This window comes from Dyadobacter fanqingshengii, from assembly GCF_023822005.2.
GTDB lineage: Bacteria > Bacteroidota > Bacteroidia > Cytophagales > Spirosomataceae > Dyadobacter > Dyadobacter fanqingshengii.
The window spans coordinates 3,607,992-3,622,868 of record NZ_CP098806.1; the positions used below are offsets into that span (position 1 = coordinate 3,607,992).

Here is a 14,877-nt window from a genome sequence, read left to right on the forward strand (position 1 = left end):
TTTAGGTTTAAATGTTCATTTCTCAGTTAATGTGCCTTTTTTACCTAAAACCGTATTAATCAGCAGCGGGTAAAGCAGCACGGCGAGTAATATCAGCAATGTGCCCATGTAAAATTCGCTGGTCATCCGCTCTTTCTCACCAAAAAAGAAAAAAGCCAGCGCAATGCCATAAACCGGTTCGAGATTAATGGTCAGGTTGATGAGATAGGCAGAAAACTGCTTCATCAGCTGCGTGGCCATGGTGCTTGCATAAACCGTGCATATGAATGCCAGGAACAAGATCCAGATCCAATCTCCTGTCGCAGGAATGTATGGTTCGCCCTTAGACCAGCCTTGCCACTCAAATATGACTACAAAAATCAGCGAAAAGAATGTTGCACCTATCATTTCGAAAAATGTAATGACATAGGCGTCAATGCGTTGAACGAGCCTGCTATTAGCCACGGTGAACATGGCCGCGAGTAATGCAGAAGCCAGCGCAAGCATTAAGCCCAAAGCATGGTCAAACTCGAATTTGAACACCACATATAGACCCGCAAATGCCAGAATTCCCAGCCCTACTTCAAGCGGTCGCACGCTTCTTTTGTTAACCAATGGTTCAATTAGGCTCGTCCATAAGGAAGTGGTGGCCATTCCTGCCAGACAAACCGAGGCAGTGGAAACGCGCGCCGAGGCGAAAAACAACATCCAATGCGCTGATAAAATGAAACCAACGGCCAGCATTCTGATAATGTCTTTATTATCGGCTTTGAACTGCTTATTCTTAAAGAAAATGATGGCTCCTAAACCAAGAGCCGCAAACAATGTTCTGTAAAAAACCAGCGCTACCGGTGAAATGGTGACCATCAGACCCACAATGGCCGTAAAACCCCAGATCAAAACCAGAAAATGAAGGTGCAGATACGAACGCAGCGCCGTGGGTGAGAACATGTTTATCGGGGCAATGTTTTATACAAAATCAGCCCTATGCATGAAAATACAATGTTGGGAAGCCAAACTGCGAACAATGTATTGATCGTGCCTGCCTCGGCCACGCCTTTTGACAAAAGAAAAAATAGAATGTAAATAAAAGCCAGCATGAACCCGAGGGCAATTTGCCAGCCAACGCCGCGACGGCTTTTCCTGGCGGATACAATGACGCCGATCGCCGTAAGGATCAGGATCGCGAAGGGTTGGGTGAACCGGATGTATTTTTCAATTAAATAAACTTCCAGACCGTCCGCACCACGACTTTTCAAAAGATCAATGTAAGCATTCAGCTCGGGTAGGGTGAATGTTTCAAAAAGGTTATAATCACTCTCAAAATCCTTGGGTGACAAATTAATCGTGGTGTCAATTTCCGCCCCCGCCCGAAGCTTTTCTCCCAGACTGTCCAATGTCCGCACCTGGTAATTCTGCAACGTCCATTTGCCCTTTTTGGGCTGCCAGACAATTTTATCCGCATAGAATTTCTGCAAAAGCACATTGCCTTTGATCGTTTCCATTGTGAATTTATTACCCGTTTTCGTCATCGTATTATAGCTTTCCAGATACGCATACACGTCAGGGGCAATGGTAATGTGCACGTTATGACCGCTGAAATAGAATTCCTGCTTTACATATGTTTTTTCAAAACTGTTCCGGACCTTATTCGCTTTTGGCAAAATCCAGCCAACCTGAATGAATGTAAGGAATCCCAGAACCGTCGCGCCGACCATATAAGGCAAAAGCATGCGCCCGAAACTGATCCCGCTGCTGAGCATGGCAATGATCTCTGTGCGGGCTGCGATCCGGGAAGTGAAGAAAACGGTGGCAATAAATACCATCAGCGGACTGATGTAATTGATCCAGTAGGGAATGAGATTAAAGTAATAATCAATGATTATCTCATTGAGCGGCGCTTTTTTGTCCAGAAAGTCATCCACCTTTTCCGTGTAATCGATCATGCAAATGATAAGCACGATGACGAACGCAACGAAAACGTATGTTATCAGGAAGTTTTTGATCAGATAACGATCCAGTATTTTCAATCTCATGGCTGGGGAAGTCTCATCGGCGCTGAACCAGTAAATTTTTGGACACCTCGAGACTGATAAACAACGTCTGACCGCCGTTTATTTGTACAGAAGCTGATTTATCATATTCATTAATCTCTCTCACTTCTATAACCGCACCCAAAGTAATGCCCGACCTGTCCAAGTGTTGCAAAAAAGAAGGCGCGTGATCCAGAACACCCATCATTAATACTTTCTCACCAACCTGTATATCGGTCAATATCGTGTAGTCCGGCTCTGTAAGATTGCCCTTTGCATCGGGAATAGGATCGCCGTGCGGGTCGAATTTCGGATGGCCGAGAAATGTGTCCAGCTTTTCGACCAGGATCTCAGATGGGATATGTTCTAATTCTTCCGCAATGTCGTGCACCTCATCCCACCCGAATCCCAGTTTCTCGACTAAAAAAACTTCCCACAAACGATGCTTGCGGATTACTTTGATCGCGACCTTTTCACCGCTGTCGGTCAGCCTTACACCCTGGTATTTCTTGTAATGAATTAATCCCTTATCCGCCAATTTACGTAACATATCTGTCACGGAAGCCGCGCGGGTGGATGTGCTTTCGGCCAGTGCATTCGTGCTTACCTCTACGCCCTCGCGGCCGGAAAGTGAGTGAATGATCTTTAAATAATTTTCTTCTGTGAAGGAGTTTTGCATTGAAGTCAGCACCAAGGCATTAATCTTGATATGAACAAAAGTACGACTTCCTAATCGTAAAATAAAAAATTTAGACTAACCTAAAAATATATTTGTAAAATCTTTTATCTTTGTTTTTAGTAAACTAAATTGTTTATTACAACGGCTTTAAAAATGATTGATAGCTTGAAAATCAAAGAATCCTCGCGTAATGTAACACCTGGTGAAGGTGGAAGGCTGGCTTCTTTATCGGAGGTGCATTCGTCCATAGCAGTTCCGGAAGGGGCAGGATTTTGGAGGAAACTAATGGCATTTACGGGACCTGGATTAATGGTCGCTGTGGGATATATTGATCCGGGAAACTGGGCAACGGACATTGAGGGTGGCTCGCGGTTTGGTTACACATTGCTTTCTGTAATCCTGATTTCCAATCTTTTCGCCATGCTTTTGCAGCATCTTTCGCTAAAACTGGGCATCGCGTCCGGACGTGATCTCGCCCAGGCCTGCCGCGATTACTATTCAAGACCGGTTTCTTTTGTGCTTTGGGTGCTTTCAGAAATCGCCATCGCAGCGACGGATCTTGCAGAAGTGATCGGCTCGGCCATTGCGTTAAACCTCCTCTTTGGGCTTCCACTGCCCTTAGGCGTGCTTTTTACGGCATTTGACGTTCTTATTGTTCTCTATTTCCAGCAAAAAGGATTTCGTATCATTGAAAGCATTGTTGCCGGTTTGATGGGCATAATCCTGCTGAGTTTTATTTATGAAATGATCGTTTCCCAGCCTTCTATGGCAGGAATTGTGGATGGTTTGATCCCCAAAACGCAAATCGTTACGGACTCGGCAATGCTTTACATTGCCATCGGGATTCTGGGCGCGACGGTTATGCCCCATAACCTTTACCTGCATTCCAGCATTGTGCAGACGCGGGCATTTAAGCGCGACGAAGAAGGCAAAAAATCCGCCATACGCTTCGCTACGATAGATTCTACGGTTTCTTTATTCCTTGCATTCTTCATTAATGCATCGATCCTGATCCTCGCCGCAACGGCTTTCCACTCCAACGGACACTTTGAAATTGCCGACATTACAGACGCATATCACCTGCTGGATCCGGTTTTAGGCGTTAGTTTGGCCGGGATATTCTTCGCACTCGCCCTACTCGCTTCCGGTCAGAGTTCCACATTAACAGGCACATTGGCAGGACAGATCGTGATGGAAGGATTCTTAAATATTCGCCTGAAACCATGGTTGCGCCGACTCATTACCCGAGGCATTGCCATTGTTCCTGCATTGATCGTTTCGTCTCTGTATGGAGAAAAAGGAACGGCCGATTTGCTGGTCTTCAGTCAGGTGATCTTGTCGCTGCAACTGAGCTTCGCCGTGGTGCCGCTGGTGTTCTTCACGTCCAACAGCCAGATCATGGGACGCTTCGCCAACTCGAAGTTCCTGACTGTTTTGGCCTGGGTAATCACTGCCGTTATCATCAGTTTGAACCTATTTTTGCTCTGGAAAACATTCTCGTAAGGCGGAAAATTTAACTTAGTTTAACACAATCTCTTCTGCCCGAAACCTTTGTCCGGGTCCCAAAACACAATATTTCCAGTATACGTTCCGCAAGAAGTGTCCGATTGAAAATTAATTTCATCGCTGGAAGTATCATTTTGCATGCGGTTTCCTAACTTTCGCCGTTTTTCGACCTAAAGTGAATGGAATCAAAGCATAAATTCGACAAAGTTACGGCAGCGGGTGTCCTGGTGGCGTTCGGGATTATTTATGGAGATATAGGCACTTCTCCGCTGTACGTAATGCAGGCGATCATCCTAAATGAGATTATCACAGAAGATATCATTTACGGTGCCATTTCCTGCATTTTCTGGACGCTGACGCTGCAAACGACCGTCAAATATGTAATTTTGATCTTACGGGCTGATAATAAAGGGGAAGGCGGGATTTTCGCACTTTATGCACTCGTCCGAAAACATGCCAAATGGCTCACTGTCCCGGCCGTTATCGGCGGCAGTACGCTGCTGGCCGATGGGATCATTACCCCTCCTATCTCCGTCTCCTCCGCCGTTGAAGGTTTACAACTTATTTATCCCAACATTCAGACTGTTCCCATCGTAATCGGCATTCTGACATTAATTTTCGTCATTCAGGCTTTCGGAACCAAGGTTGTTGGTCGTGCATTCGGGCCAATCATGATCACCTGGTTTGTCATGCTGGGCGTTTTAGGGCTCTTTCAGATCCTGGAACACCCGGAAATATTGAAAGCACTCAGTCCAGCCTACGGCTACGACCTCATCACCAAGCATCCCGGCGGTTTCTGGATCCTGGGAGCCGTTTTCCTTTGTACAACCGGAGCCGAAGCATTGTATTCCGATCTTGGACATTGCGGTCGTGAGAACATCCGGGTGAGCTGGATCTTTGTAAAAATATGCTTGTTACTCAACTATTTCGGCCAGGGCGCGTGGCTCCTTTCTGAGATGGGCAACCTTTTGGAAGCGCGTAAGCCGTTCTATGAAATCATGCCGGAATGGTGGCTGCTTCCCGGTGTTGTAATCGCAACATTGGCTGCCATTATCGCCAGTCAGGCTGTTATAACTGGCTCATTCACATTAATTTCCGAAGCGATCCGCCTGAATTTCTGGCCAAAGGTCCGATTGATCTATCCCAGCGATCAGAAAGGGCAGTTATATGTGCCCAGTATCAACTGGCTTCTGTGGCTAGGCTGCTGCGGGGTGGTTCTGTATTTTGGTAAATCATCCAATATGGAAGCTGCCTACGGTCTGGCGATTACGCTGACGATGATCATGACCACCATTTTGTTCTCCTATTATTTGTATATCAAACGGGTGAATTTGTGGATTGTGATCATTTTTATGCTTTTCTATTTGTGCATTGAAGGCATGTTCCTGGGCGCTAACCTCTTGAAGTTCACGCACGGAGGATGGTTTACAATTTTGATAGGAACTGTCGTTGCAGGTTTGATGACCGTCTGGCTCAAAGCATTTTACATTAAGCTGCGTTTGACGGAGTACACCAAGCTGGAAAAATATCTACCCGCATTACACGAGCTCAGCCGCGACATTAGTATCCCAAAATATACTACTCACCTGGTGTTCATGACCAATGCGTCGCGGGCAACGGAAATTGAAACAAAAGTCATTTATTCTATATTCCAAAAACGACCCAAACGCGCTGACGTTTACTGGTTTATCCACGTGGACATTACGGATGATCCGTACACCATGGAATATAAAGTGCTGTCGGACGACGACAATAATGATAATGTGATCAAGATCAATTTCCGCCTCGGTTTCCGGGTGGATCAGCGCATCAATATGTTCTTCCGGAAGGTGGTGGAGGATATGGTAATGAACAAGGAAGTGGATATTACCAGCCGCTACGAATCGCTTAGCAGGCAGAACATTACGGGTGATTTCCGCTTTGTCGTGCTGGAACGTTTCTTGTCTTTTGAGAATGACCTTCCGCTGTTTGAACAGCTGGTTATGAAGACCTATTTCTTCGTGAAAGACTTCACCACGGCTGAGGACAAATGGTTTGGTTTGGACAGCAGTTCGGTGAAAATCGAGAAAGTGCCTTTGATCATCCGGCCGGTTGAGAATGTAAAGCTTCGGCGGGTTTTCAGTTAATACTATTTCAAATAAACACCTTCCTCTTCCGGGCGGCTCAAAACCACCTCTACGTGTTCCGTGAGCGTTGTGCTTAATGCATAACCCACGTAATCCGCATGAATGGGAAATTTGTGATGGCTGCGATCCACCACAACAGCAACCTGCACTTTTTTCATGCTCACTTTCAAAAATGGCTCCAAAGCAAATGCCAGTGTGCGGCCTGTGTTCAGCACGTCGTCGGCAATGATAATGACCTGGTTTTCAACCTGAACTTCATTATCAAAAATGATCGGGCTTTGAAAATGAATGTGTTTATCAAAACGCAGCTCGATAAGCTGCACATTTAGAGGTGAAATGTCTGCCAGTTCGGCCACAAGCCTTTTTGCAAAAGCATAACCTTCGCCGGCAATCCCTGCAATGATAATGCTGGTTTCTTCAAAATTGTGCTCATATATTTCAAACGCGATCCTGCGGATCTTCTGACCAGTCTGAAGCGGACTTAATATCTGGCGTTTTGAAATTGTACTTTCGGTCATTGGGGTGTGCTGAATTAATCTTTGTTGTGATAAAATTAAGAAGAGAAGTTCTTTATCCAATGCGCAAACATGATTTCCTGCGTCGGCAATTCCAGACTGGCGATGCCCAGCTCGACCTTATTTTCACCGATCCGCTCCACCCGAAGCTCCATGAGAGCCTGGTCATATGCCTTCGGAAACTCAGGATGCGCCTGGATTCCTAACATGCGTTCACCAACGCGGAACATGGCATGCGGACAATCGGGCGTTTCCGCAAGCAATGTAGCGTCAGGCGGCAATGTCATGACCTGATCCTGACACATCATTAATAAATTGAATGAGTCGGTAAACGGCTCCATCCAGCTTTCACGTTTAGTTAACTGAAAACGATGCACCCCCACACACCAGCCTGCGGGCGACTTTTCAACTTTGCCGCCCAATGCTTCGCCTAATATTTGATGTCCGAAACAGACGCCTATAAACGTTTTCTGGGATTGATGAATGGAAATTACAAACGCCTTTAACCGAGTTATCCAATCCTCCTGATCATAAACCGAACTTTTGGAACCGGTGCAAATGTAAATGTCACATGCATCGACCGAAGGAGGAAAATGACCATTGCAAACGTCATAGAATTGAAATTCCCACTCAGGGGCAACATTTAAAAATAGGGCCGGAAACATTTGCCGGTAATCACCCGCAATGTGGCGCAGTTCATCCCTGACATGGTCGCATTCCAGTAACCCTACCTTCACTGCCGACATTATGCGTTGATTTTCAAATGAAAAGATTTCGGGCGGGTTAATGCTTCATAACCGACCGTCGAAAGTGTACAGCCTCTGCCTGAATTTTTCACACCTGTCCACGCCAACGCAGGATCCAGATAATCGCAGCGGTTCATGAACCAGGTTCCGGTTTCCACTTGTTCGCCTATTGTCAAAGCTGCATCCATGTCGGTCGTCCAAATAGAGGCCGTAAGCCCGTATTGACTGTCATTCATTAACTTAATCGCCTCCTCGTCACTTTCCACAGGCATTATACCCACCACCGGCGCAAAGGTTTCTTCGGTCATCACGTCCATATTGTGATTGACATTCACCAAAACCTGCGGTGCAAAGTAAGGCGTCCCGGATTGATGTGCAGGGAAAAGTTTGGGGTCAATTAATGCTTTGGCTCCGTGGGCAATGGCTTCTTCCACTTGCTTCTGCGCAAAGTCCGCTGCGGACGTGCGAACCATTGGCCCGAGTGTCGTTTCGCTGTTCGTGGGATCTCCTAATGTGTAGGTTTTTGTCAATGCAGCGAATTCTGTAACAAACTGATCATAAACATCTTTATGCACATAAATCCGTTCAATTCCGCAACATGATTGTCCTGAATTAAAGAACGAACCATCGACCAGATTTTCAACGGCATCGGCTAAATTGGCGTCGGCACGCACGTAAGCAGGATCTTTACCGCCTAATTCCAGTCCGCCAATGATAAACCGCTCATTTATCGCTTTCTGCACGGCATGCCCGCCCTCTACGGAACCTGTAAATGCAACATAATCAATGCGGCTATCCACAATCACCTGCGCGACTTGCTCATGATTTAAATGTACATATTGAAAAACGCCTTCCGGCAAACCGGCATATTCGAAAGCCGCAGCATAGCGTTCGGCACATAGCGGTGTTTGTTGTGCATGCTTCAAAATCACAGCATTACCAGCCATAATCGCCGGAATCACGGAGTTGACAGACGTCAGATAGGGATAATTCCATGGCGCCACCACGAAAACAACGCCCAATGGATCTCTTCTGATAAATCTTTTAAATCCTGAAATTTCCTCCACTTCCACATCCGCTAGCGCTTTTGAAGCAATGGAAATCATATAATTGGCGCGTTCCTGAAAGCCTTTTCTGATCTCATTAGCCGTATAACGGATCGGCCTGCCCATTTGCCAGGTCAGTTCCAGGCCTATTTCATCTGCATTATTCAGGAAATATTCAACTGCTTTACGGCAGATCGCTTCCCGTTCAGCCAGCGAAGTTTTCCGCCATTCTTTTTGGGCAGCAACAGCCTTAACCAATGCTGTTTCCACTTCTTGCGGCTCGGCCAAAGGACGTTCCACATACACAGAGCCATTAATCGGGCTTATTGTTTTTTGCGTTGGCATGATCAGAGCGGCGTTACGTAGGCAGATGTGATCCCGCCGTCAACCAGAAAATCGGTTCCTGTTACAAAAGAGGATTCGTCGGAAGCGAGAAATAATGCGGCATAAGCCATTTCTTTCGCCTCACCGAAACGGCCCATTGGAATGTGGACCAACCTGCGCTGTTTCTTTTCTTCTGTATTTAAAAATTTCATCAGCAATTCTGTGCGTAAAGGGCCGGGGCACAATGCATTAACGCGGATATTCTCCCGTGCATGAATGATCGCCAGCTCACGTGTCAATGCCAGAACAGCTCCTTTACTAGCCGTGTAGGCAACCTGCGGAGTCGCCGCACCCAATATGGCTACGAAAGATGCAGTATTAATGATTGAGCCGCCGCCTGCGCGTTGCAATGCCGGAATGCCATATTTGCATCCCAAAAACACCCCTTTTGCATTGATATTCATTGTCAGATCCCAAATGGATTCGTCGGTTGTCATCGCATTGTCATCATCGCTGTGCATAATGCCGGCGTTGTTGAAAATGATGTTCAGTTTACCAAATTTCTCTTCTGCAAAAGCAACCGCCGCTTCATTATCAGCAGCTTTCGAAACATCCGAATGCAGGAAAAAGGCCTCGCCTCCGTTCGCAACAATTTCATCCGCCGTTTCCTGCCCAGCTGCGTCATTGACATCCGTAACAACAATTTTAGCTCCTTCTTTGGCAAATAAAAGCGCTGTTTCACGCCCGATTCCACCACTTCCCCCGGTGATCAGGGCCACTTTATTTTCTAAACGCATTGGTTTTTTATGGGGTTAATGTTTAATTGTAATTGAGTTATATCTGTTCAAAATAGCGTTTCCTTTCCCAATCCGTCACGGAAGTGTCGTATGCCCTTTGCTCGGTTTTGAAAAAATGGCTGTAATGTTCGACAACTTCGCTGCCAAATGTATTTTTGGCAAATTCGCTGTTTTCGAATAAAGCTGTGGCTTCTGCTAAGGTATAGGGCACGCGTGGCAAATGTGCTGCGGCGTAAATGTCCCCGATGAAACATTCCGGCGGCTCGATCTTGTTTTTTATCCCATCCAAACCGGAGGCTAACGAAGCCGCAAATGCCAAATAGGGGTTGCAATCCGCGCCTGGAATGCGACATTCGATCCGAAGACTAGGCCCGTTTCCTACTACGCGGAATCCTGCCGTACGGTTATCATAGCTCCATGCTAGCCGGGTTGGGGCCCAGGAACCGTCTACAAAACGTTTGTACGAATTAACGGTTGGTGCGTAAAAAGGCATTACATCCGGCACATGCTTAATCCAACCCCCTAAAAACCAGCGAAATAAATCCGAACCCTTTACCGGACCAAACTCCTGGTCGCCGACAAAGGCATTTTGACCATCTTTCCACAAACTCATGTGAATGTGGCTGCTGGAACCGGCCTGATCAGATTGAAATTTGGCCATGAATGTGACGGAAACGCCCATTGCGTCAGCCACTTCCTTCATACATTGCTTGTAAACCACATGGTTATCAGCCATAGGAAGCACTTCCGCGAATTTTACATTCAGTTCGTGCTGGCCCAGCCCCCATTCTCCTTTGGAAGTTTCAATGTCAATGCCTGAGTTTTTCAAGTGCCGCCTTACAGCCGAAGTATATTTCTCATTACGCGTTCCTTGCATAATGTGGTAATCTTCAAGATAATAGCCTGCCGGGGTGAGGTTTTGATAGCCTTGTTGGAACGCCTGTTTATAGCTGTTTTCCAAAAGATAATATTCCAGCTCCGACGCCGCAAAGCATTGAAAACCATCCGCTTCCAGTGTCTGTAACTGCTTTTTCAAAATGGAACGCGGACCGATGGATTCCAGAGCGTGTGATTTATCATTATGCAAGTCGCAGATTATCAATGCCGTTTTATCCAGCCAGTCTGCGATACGCAAGGTGTTGAGATCTGGTACAAGATGAAAATCGCCATAACCCAGCTCCCAATTGGCGTACTTATAGCCCGGAACCGGCTCCATCGCCATATCAGTCGTAAGCAGATAATTACATCCGTGCGTGCCCGATTTGATCACCGAATCCAGAAAATAATCCGCGTCAACGCGCTTTCCCATCATACGGCCATAATGGTCGGTGAAAGCAACGACGATGGTTTCTATCAACCCTTCCCCTATCTTAGCTGTAAGTTCGTCTTGCGTCAGAAATCCTCTTTTACTCATTGGAAAGGGCTATTTTAGAATTTTATATCAACGCAATTTCTCTATTTTGGCATTCAACGGAAACTTCAAAATCACTTTTTTACCTGAGGCTTTTTCCAAAACCGGAGTCAGGATTTTACGGGCATTGATTTGAGTCTGTTCCAAAATTCCCATATCAAGGGCCGATCTCTGGATTTGTTTTTCAGCTTGTTTGTATGCTTCCTGAACCAGCTTGGCCTCCTCATTGAAAGCATATTCCGTATTGTAAACCCTTGATTTGCTATGATCTATTTTGAAAACACAAAGTTCGGGCTCAGGCATGTTCACAACCAATGTCTCCGCTTCGGAAGTAATGTCGGCTATCTCAACTTTGGTCAGATCTATACAGCCTATGGCTTCGCCCTGCACAATGAGGATCGCCTTTGCATTAGGCAGCCACATTTTTGTAATCTGCTGCTCAACAACGTCTTTGAAATTATATTTAACCAATTCCAGTTTACCCATGGCACTGATTTCCTGCAAAACCAGCGCATGCGTCGTCTCTGATTTCTCCGTGCTGCTCAGCCAATCCGGCACCCAGTTTCCCGCCCGGAAATTGCTCCAAATCGATTGAAGCCCGGCCAGCAAAAGGATCAACACAAGCAAACGCACTATCCAACGCATATCATTCGGTTTTAATTAATAATCCGCCCTGCTTCTTCCTCATCCATACGCGCCATTCGCTGCGCTATGATACTCGCCACGATCAGCTGCAAAGCGTGATAAATCATAATCGGAAGCAGCATTAAGCCAGCCTGAGCGCCTGGAAAAAGCACTTTCGACATCACTGCTCCCTGCACCAGGGATTTTTTGGATCCACAAAAAACGGCAGTAACCCTATCCTCTTGGTTGAAATGTAACAGGTTGCTGATGAATGTGAGCAGGAAATAAATCCCGAAAAACAGTGTCAGCATTCCTATCCCTAAAAATACAATTTCTTTTATTCCCAGCGAACTAAACAAATGCTCGCCGAAGGATTCGCAGAAAGAAGTATAAACAATCAGTAAAATGGAGGATTGGTCAAAATAGCGAATGTATTTTTTGTGCTGCTCAGCAAAATGTCCCCAACTTTTGTTTAATGCAATGCCCGCACAAACCGGTAATAATACTTGTAAAGACAACTTTCCGACTACTGAAAGCAGATCGAAATGCCCCGGACTGCCCTGCCCGGCACTGGCATACCCCTGACCCGCGTCCATGACTAAACCCATCCATAATGGTGTGATAAAAACGCCGATCAGGCTTGAAATGCTGGCATTAAAGATGGCCGCCGGAATGTTGCCTTTCGCAATGGAAACCATAACAACCGATGACGAAACCGTTGAAGGAAGCGCCGTAAGAAAGAAAATGGCCAGCCACAATGTTTGGCTTTCATCCGTTTTGAAAAGCGGGCGGAAGGCGAGCGCCAGTAAAGGGAACAGCACAAAAGTGGATAAATGCACCATTACATGCAGCTTCCAGTTGACGAGGCCTGTGCGGAGCTTTTCAGGGCTCAGCTTTAACCCATAGAAGAAGAAAATAATGGAAACTGCAAACGTGGAAATCTCCGAAAGCGGCACCGGACTTTCCTTCATTCCGGGATAAGGCCAAAGCCAGGCCAGGAAAATCATGGCCAGCAATGCCAGCATGAATCCATCCAGTCCCGCTTTTTTAGCTGTATCAAATATTTTACTCATCCGATCCCAATATAGGCTCTTTCCTATGGAAGTAGAAAAATTTGGCCTAAAATTAGATGAGAATATATATTACCGGATGACCAGATCGGGTTTTAACACGCGGAGATTCTTCCTGGTTTTTTTTGATTTTTTCCTCCTGCCCCACCAGATAACGGTCCCGGTTACTGGCAGGCTGGCGCAAATGAGGCTGGCCAGAAAAACAATGATCTTACCCGGAAGCCCTAAAATGGCCCCTACGTGAATGTCGTAATTCATCCTGCGCAATTTATTGGCAAAATCAGCATCCTTGTAACGCCCGGAATAAGGACCGGTTGCTTTAATTTTTTTCAGGGAATATTGGTCAAAATAATTGTAATCAACGCTATAATAGGTGCCCTCCCGAAAATTGACGTACGAAAAGATGGACTCCGATTTTAGGTGCGGAATGGAGATATTTATACCTGTATTAACCGGATATTCCTTCCTTAATGTATACCAAACTTTATCCACTGATGTAATCGGGGTAAATGCCGATGAATACAATGTCGAGTCGGAAACAGGATTGTAATATTCATCCGAACCCTTGCCACCGGTAACCGTGTAAAGCCCTTGGGAAAACCATTTGAAACCCCATACCAACCCTGTGGAGCCCAACAGGAAGCCAATTGACAAAACATAAAACCCGAAAACATTGTGCAAGTCGTAGTTTTTCCGCCTCCAAGCCGCATCCCATTTGATTGAAAAACGCTGTTTTGCAGCCGATTTGTTTTTTGGCCACCATAATACCAGTCCGCTGATCAGCATGACGAGGAATATCAATGTTGCGGACGCCACAACCGGCTGGCCAATGGTTGGCGGCAGCCATAAATAGTAATGCCCGTGTAAAATAAAGTGAAAAAAATCGCCTTCTTCGTTCCAGACATGCTTCACTTCGGCCGTGTACGGATTAACATAAACTACGTAATAATATTCGGGATCTGCATTATAAAAACCAACTTCGGCATTGCGCGTAGGGACGCCGTACAGAACGCCATTCGCTTTTTTGCCCGGAAGCATTTTTTCTGCGCTGGCTTGTAAAACCGATGGCGGTAAAACTTTCGCATTCGCTGGCGGTTCCACGAACATATAAGGTTGCGTGAAACTTTTTATTTCCTGTTCAAAAGCCAGAATACAGCCGGTTATGGCGACAACAAACACCACAATCCCGGACGCCAGACCAAGGTAAAGATGCAATGTCCCGATCAGTTTTTTCATTAACACAATGCTTGCAATTATTATTTAGACTCAATCAAATTACTAATGTAGTGGGAACATTTCAAAAAACAAGAAATCCTGATCGAATAGGACCAGGATTTCTTGTTTTCAGTCGAACTGATATTTATAAATGCCCGTAACCTCTGTGCCCGGCGGCATATCAATGATCGGTTTTAGAATCCCGTCGTGCATTCCATACACCCATCCGTGCAAGTGCAAAGGCTGATTGTTCTTCCAGGCTTTTTGTACGATGTCGGTTTTGGATAAATTTTTAACCTGCTCCACCACATTCAACTCAACGAGCCTGTCAAAGCGTTTCCCTTGCTCTGTAATGGCTTCAAGTTCTGTTTCATGTTTGTCGTACACATCTTTAATGTTGCACAGCCATTTATTGATCAGCCCAAAATCGTTGTTCGTCATGGCAGCCCTGACGCCACCACATTGGTAATGTCCCACGACCAAAATATGCTTGACCTTTAAAACTTCAACAGCATATTGCAGCACGCTCAGCATGTTCATATCCGTATGAACGACCAGGTTTGCAACATTACGGTGCACGAACATTTCGCCCGGCCGCGAACCTGTAAGATCTTCCGCCGGAACGCGACTGTCGGCACAGCCGATCCATAAAAAATCGGGTTTTTGATCTTTGGCAAGATCTGTGAAATACGATTCATCCAGACCTAATTGCTCAGCAGCCCAGGTTTTATTGAAGTCTAAAAGCCTTTTGTATTGCTCCATTTGCGTTTTGTATAGTTATGTCCTGCTTTTGAAACGGCTGCAAA

The 14,877-nt window shown here is 45.9% G+C and carries 14 protein-coding genes; 2 read left to right on the plus strand and 12 right to left on the minus strand.

All coding sequences use genetic code 11. The features are described from left to right. Window positions 1–15: 15 nt before the first annotated feature. From NFI81_RS14975 to NFI81_RS14985, 3 genes are read right to left on the minus strand one after another with little or no spacing between them, the layout of a single operon-like run. On the minus strand, window positions 16–930 hold the full coding sequence (locus tag NFI81_RS14975) for a DMT family transporter (RefSeq protein ID WP_234611649.1): 915 nt from the start codon (window positions 928–930) through the stop codon (window positions 16–18). A 2-nt stretch (window positions 931–932) separates the two neighbouring features. Continuing rightward, window positions 933–2,009 (minus strand): LptF/LptG family permease, encoded by a 1,077-nt coding sequence (locus tag NFI81_RS14980; RefSeq protein WP_234614843.1) that lies wholly within the window; start codon window positions 2,007–2,009, stop codon window positions 933–935. A gap of 19 nt (window positions 2,010–2,028) precedes the next feature. Next, window positions 2,029–2,691, minus strand: coding sequence for a metal-dependent transcriptional regulator (locus tag NFI81_RS14985; RefSeq protein WP_234611648.1), 663 nt, complete (start codon window positions 2,689–2,691; stop codon window positions 2,029–2,031). A 153-nt stretch (window positions 2,692–2,844) separates the two neighbouring features. Here NFI81_RS14985 and NFI81_RS14990 point away from each other — a divergent pair, with 153 nt between their 5' ends. Both NFI81_RS14990 and NFI81_RS14995 read left to right on the plus strand, forming a co-directional pair. Next, a complete protein-coding gene (locus NFI81_RS14990; RefSeq protein WP_234611647.1) occupies window positions 2,845–4,194 on the plus strand; it encodes an Nramp family divalent metal transporter in 1,350 nt (449 codons plus the stop codon). A 182-nt stretch (window positions 4,195–4,376) separates the two neighbouring features. Continuing rightward, on the plus strand, window positions 4,377–6,323 hold the full coding sequence (locus NFI81_RS14995) for a KUP/HAK/KT family potassium transporter (protein WP_234611646.1): 1,947 nt from the start codon (window positions 4,377–4,379) through the stop codon (window positions 6,321–6,323). Between the two features lie 2 nt (window positions 6,324–6,325). On the opposite strand, the gene NFI81_RS15000 is transcribed toward NFI81_RS14995, so the two are convergent. The 9 genes from NFI81_RS15000 to can all read right to left on the minus strand — a co-directional run bounded on the left by NFI81_RS15000 (window position 6,326) and on the right by can (window position 14,833). Continuing rightward, a complete protein-coding gene (locus NFI81_RS15000) occupies window positions 6,326–6,841 on the minus strand; it encodes a phosphoribosyltransferase family protein (RefSeq protein WP_234611645.1) in 516 nt (171 codons plus the stop codon). Window positions 6,842–6,876: 35 nt separating this feature from the next. Then, window positions 6,877–7,584, minus strand: coding sequence for a glutamine amidotransferase-related protein (locus NFI81_RS15005; protein WP_234611644.1), 708 nt, complete (start codon window positions 7,582–7,584; stop codon window positions 6,877–6,879). Next, window positions 7,584–8,975, minus strand: a complete 1,392-nt coding sequence (locus tag NFI81_RS15010) for an aldehyde dehydrogenase family protein (RefSeq protein WP_234611643.1) — start codon at window positions 8,973–8,975, stop codon at window positions 7,584–7,586. Before NFI81_RS15010 ends, NFI81_RS15005 begins: the two co-directional genes overlap by 1 nt. A gap of 2 nt (window positions 8,976–8,977) precedes the next feature. Continuing rightward, a complete protein-coding gene (locus NFI81_RS15015; protein ID WP_082213727.1) occupies window positions 8,978–9,751 on the minus strand; it encodes a glucose 1-dehydrogenase in 774 nt (257 codons plus the stop codon). Window positions 9,752–9,788: 37 nt separating this feature from the next. Then, a complete protein-coding gene (locus NFI81_RS15020; protein ID WP_234611642.1) occupies window positions 9,789–11,165 on the minus strand; it encodes a glutamine synthetase family protein in 1,377 nt (458 codons plus the stop codon). Window positions 11,166–11,192: 27 nt separating this feature from the next. Further along, complete coding sequence (locus tag NFI81_RS15025) at window positions 11,193–11,807, minus strand: DUF4230 domain-containing protein (protein WP_234611641.1); 615 nt, start codon at window positions 11,805–11,807, stop codon at window positions 11,193–11,195. A gap of 11 nt (window positions 11,808–11,818) precedes the next feature. Beyond that, window positions 11,819–12,859 carry a bile acid:sodium symporter family protein gene (locus NFI81_RS15030; RefSeq protein WP_234611640.1) on the minus strand — a complete coding sequence of 347 codons (1,041 nt, stop codon included), beginning with the start codon at window positions 12,857–12,859 and terminating at the stop codon, window positions 11,819–11,821. Window positions 12,860–12,928: 69 nt separating this feature from the next. Further along, the gene (locus NFI81_RS15035; protein WP_234611639.1) at window positions 12,929–14,092 is read right to left on the minus strand and encodes a PepSY-associated TM helix domain-containing protein; all 1,164 of its coding nucleotides are present in this window, start codon (window positions 14,090–14,092) and stop codon (window positions 12,929–12,931) included. A 108-nt stretch (window positions 14,093–14,200) separates the two neighbouring features. Further along, window positions 14,201–14,833: a carbonate dehydratase gene (gene can, locus NFI81_RS15040; RefSeq protein ID WP_234611638.1), complete on the minus strand. Its 633-nt coding sequence runs from the start codon at window positions 14,831–14,833 to the stop codon at window positions 14,201–14,203. Window positions 14,834–14,877: the final 44 nt, after the last annotated feature.

Excerpts from the sequence above, each read along its gene's own strand:
- NFI81_RS14975 (WP_234611649.1), bottom strand. The coding sequence starts at position 930 with ATGTTCTCACCCACGGCGCTGCGTTCGTATCTGCACCTTCATTTTCTG.
- NFI81_RS14985 (WP_234611648.1), bottom strand. The coding sequence starts at position 2,691 with ATGCAAAACTCCTTCACAGAAGAAAATTATTTAAAGATCATTCACTCA.
- NFI81_RS14990 (WP_234611647.1), top strand. The coding sequence starts at position 2,845 with ATGATTGATAGCTTGAAAATCAAAGAATCCTCGCGTAATGTAACACCT.
- NFI81_RS14995 (WP_234611646.1), top strand. The coding sequence starts at position 4,377 with ATGGAATCAAAGCATAAATTCGACAAAGTTACGGCAGCGGGTGTCCTG.
- NFI81_RS15000 (WP_234611645.1), bottom strand. The coding sequence starts at position 6,841 with ATGACCGAAAGTACAATTTCAAAACGCCAGATATTAAGTCCGCTTCAG.
- NFI81_RS15005 (WP_234611644.1), bottom strand. The coding sequence starts at position 7,584 with ATGTCGGCAGTGAAGGTAGGGTTACTGGAATGCGACCATGTCAGGGAT.
- NFI81_RS15010 (WP_234611643.1), bottom strand. The coding sequence starts at position 8,975 with ATGCCAACGCAAAAAACAATAAGCCCGATTAATGGCTCTGTGTATGTG.
- NFI81_RS15015 (WP_082213727.1), bottom strand. The coding sequence starts at position 9,751 with ATGCGTTTAGAAAATAAAGTGGCCCTGATCACCGGGGGAAGTGGTGGA.
- NFI81_RS15020 (WP_234611642.1), bottom strand. The coding sequence starts at position 11,165 with ATGAGTAAAAGAGGATTTCTGACGCAAGACGAACTTACAGCTAAGATA.
- NFI81_RS15025 (WP_234611641.1), bottom strand. The coding sequence starts at position 11,807 with ATGCGTTGGATAGTGCGTTTGCTTGTGTTGATCCTTTTGCTGGCCGGG.
- NFI81_RS15030 (WP_234611640.1), bottom strand. The coding sequence starts at position 12,859 with ATGAGTAAAATATTTGATACAGCTAAAAAAGCGGGACTGGATGGATTC.
- NFI81_RS15035 (WP_234611639.1), bottom strand. The coding sequence starts at position 14,092 with ATGAAAAAACTGATCGGGACATTGCATCTTTACCTTGGTCTGGCGTCC.
- can (WP_234611638.1), bottom strand. The coding sequence starts at position 14,833 with ATGGAGCAATACAAAAGGCTTTTAGACTTCAATAAAACCTGGGCTGCT.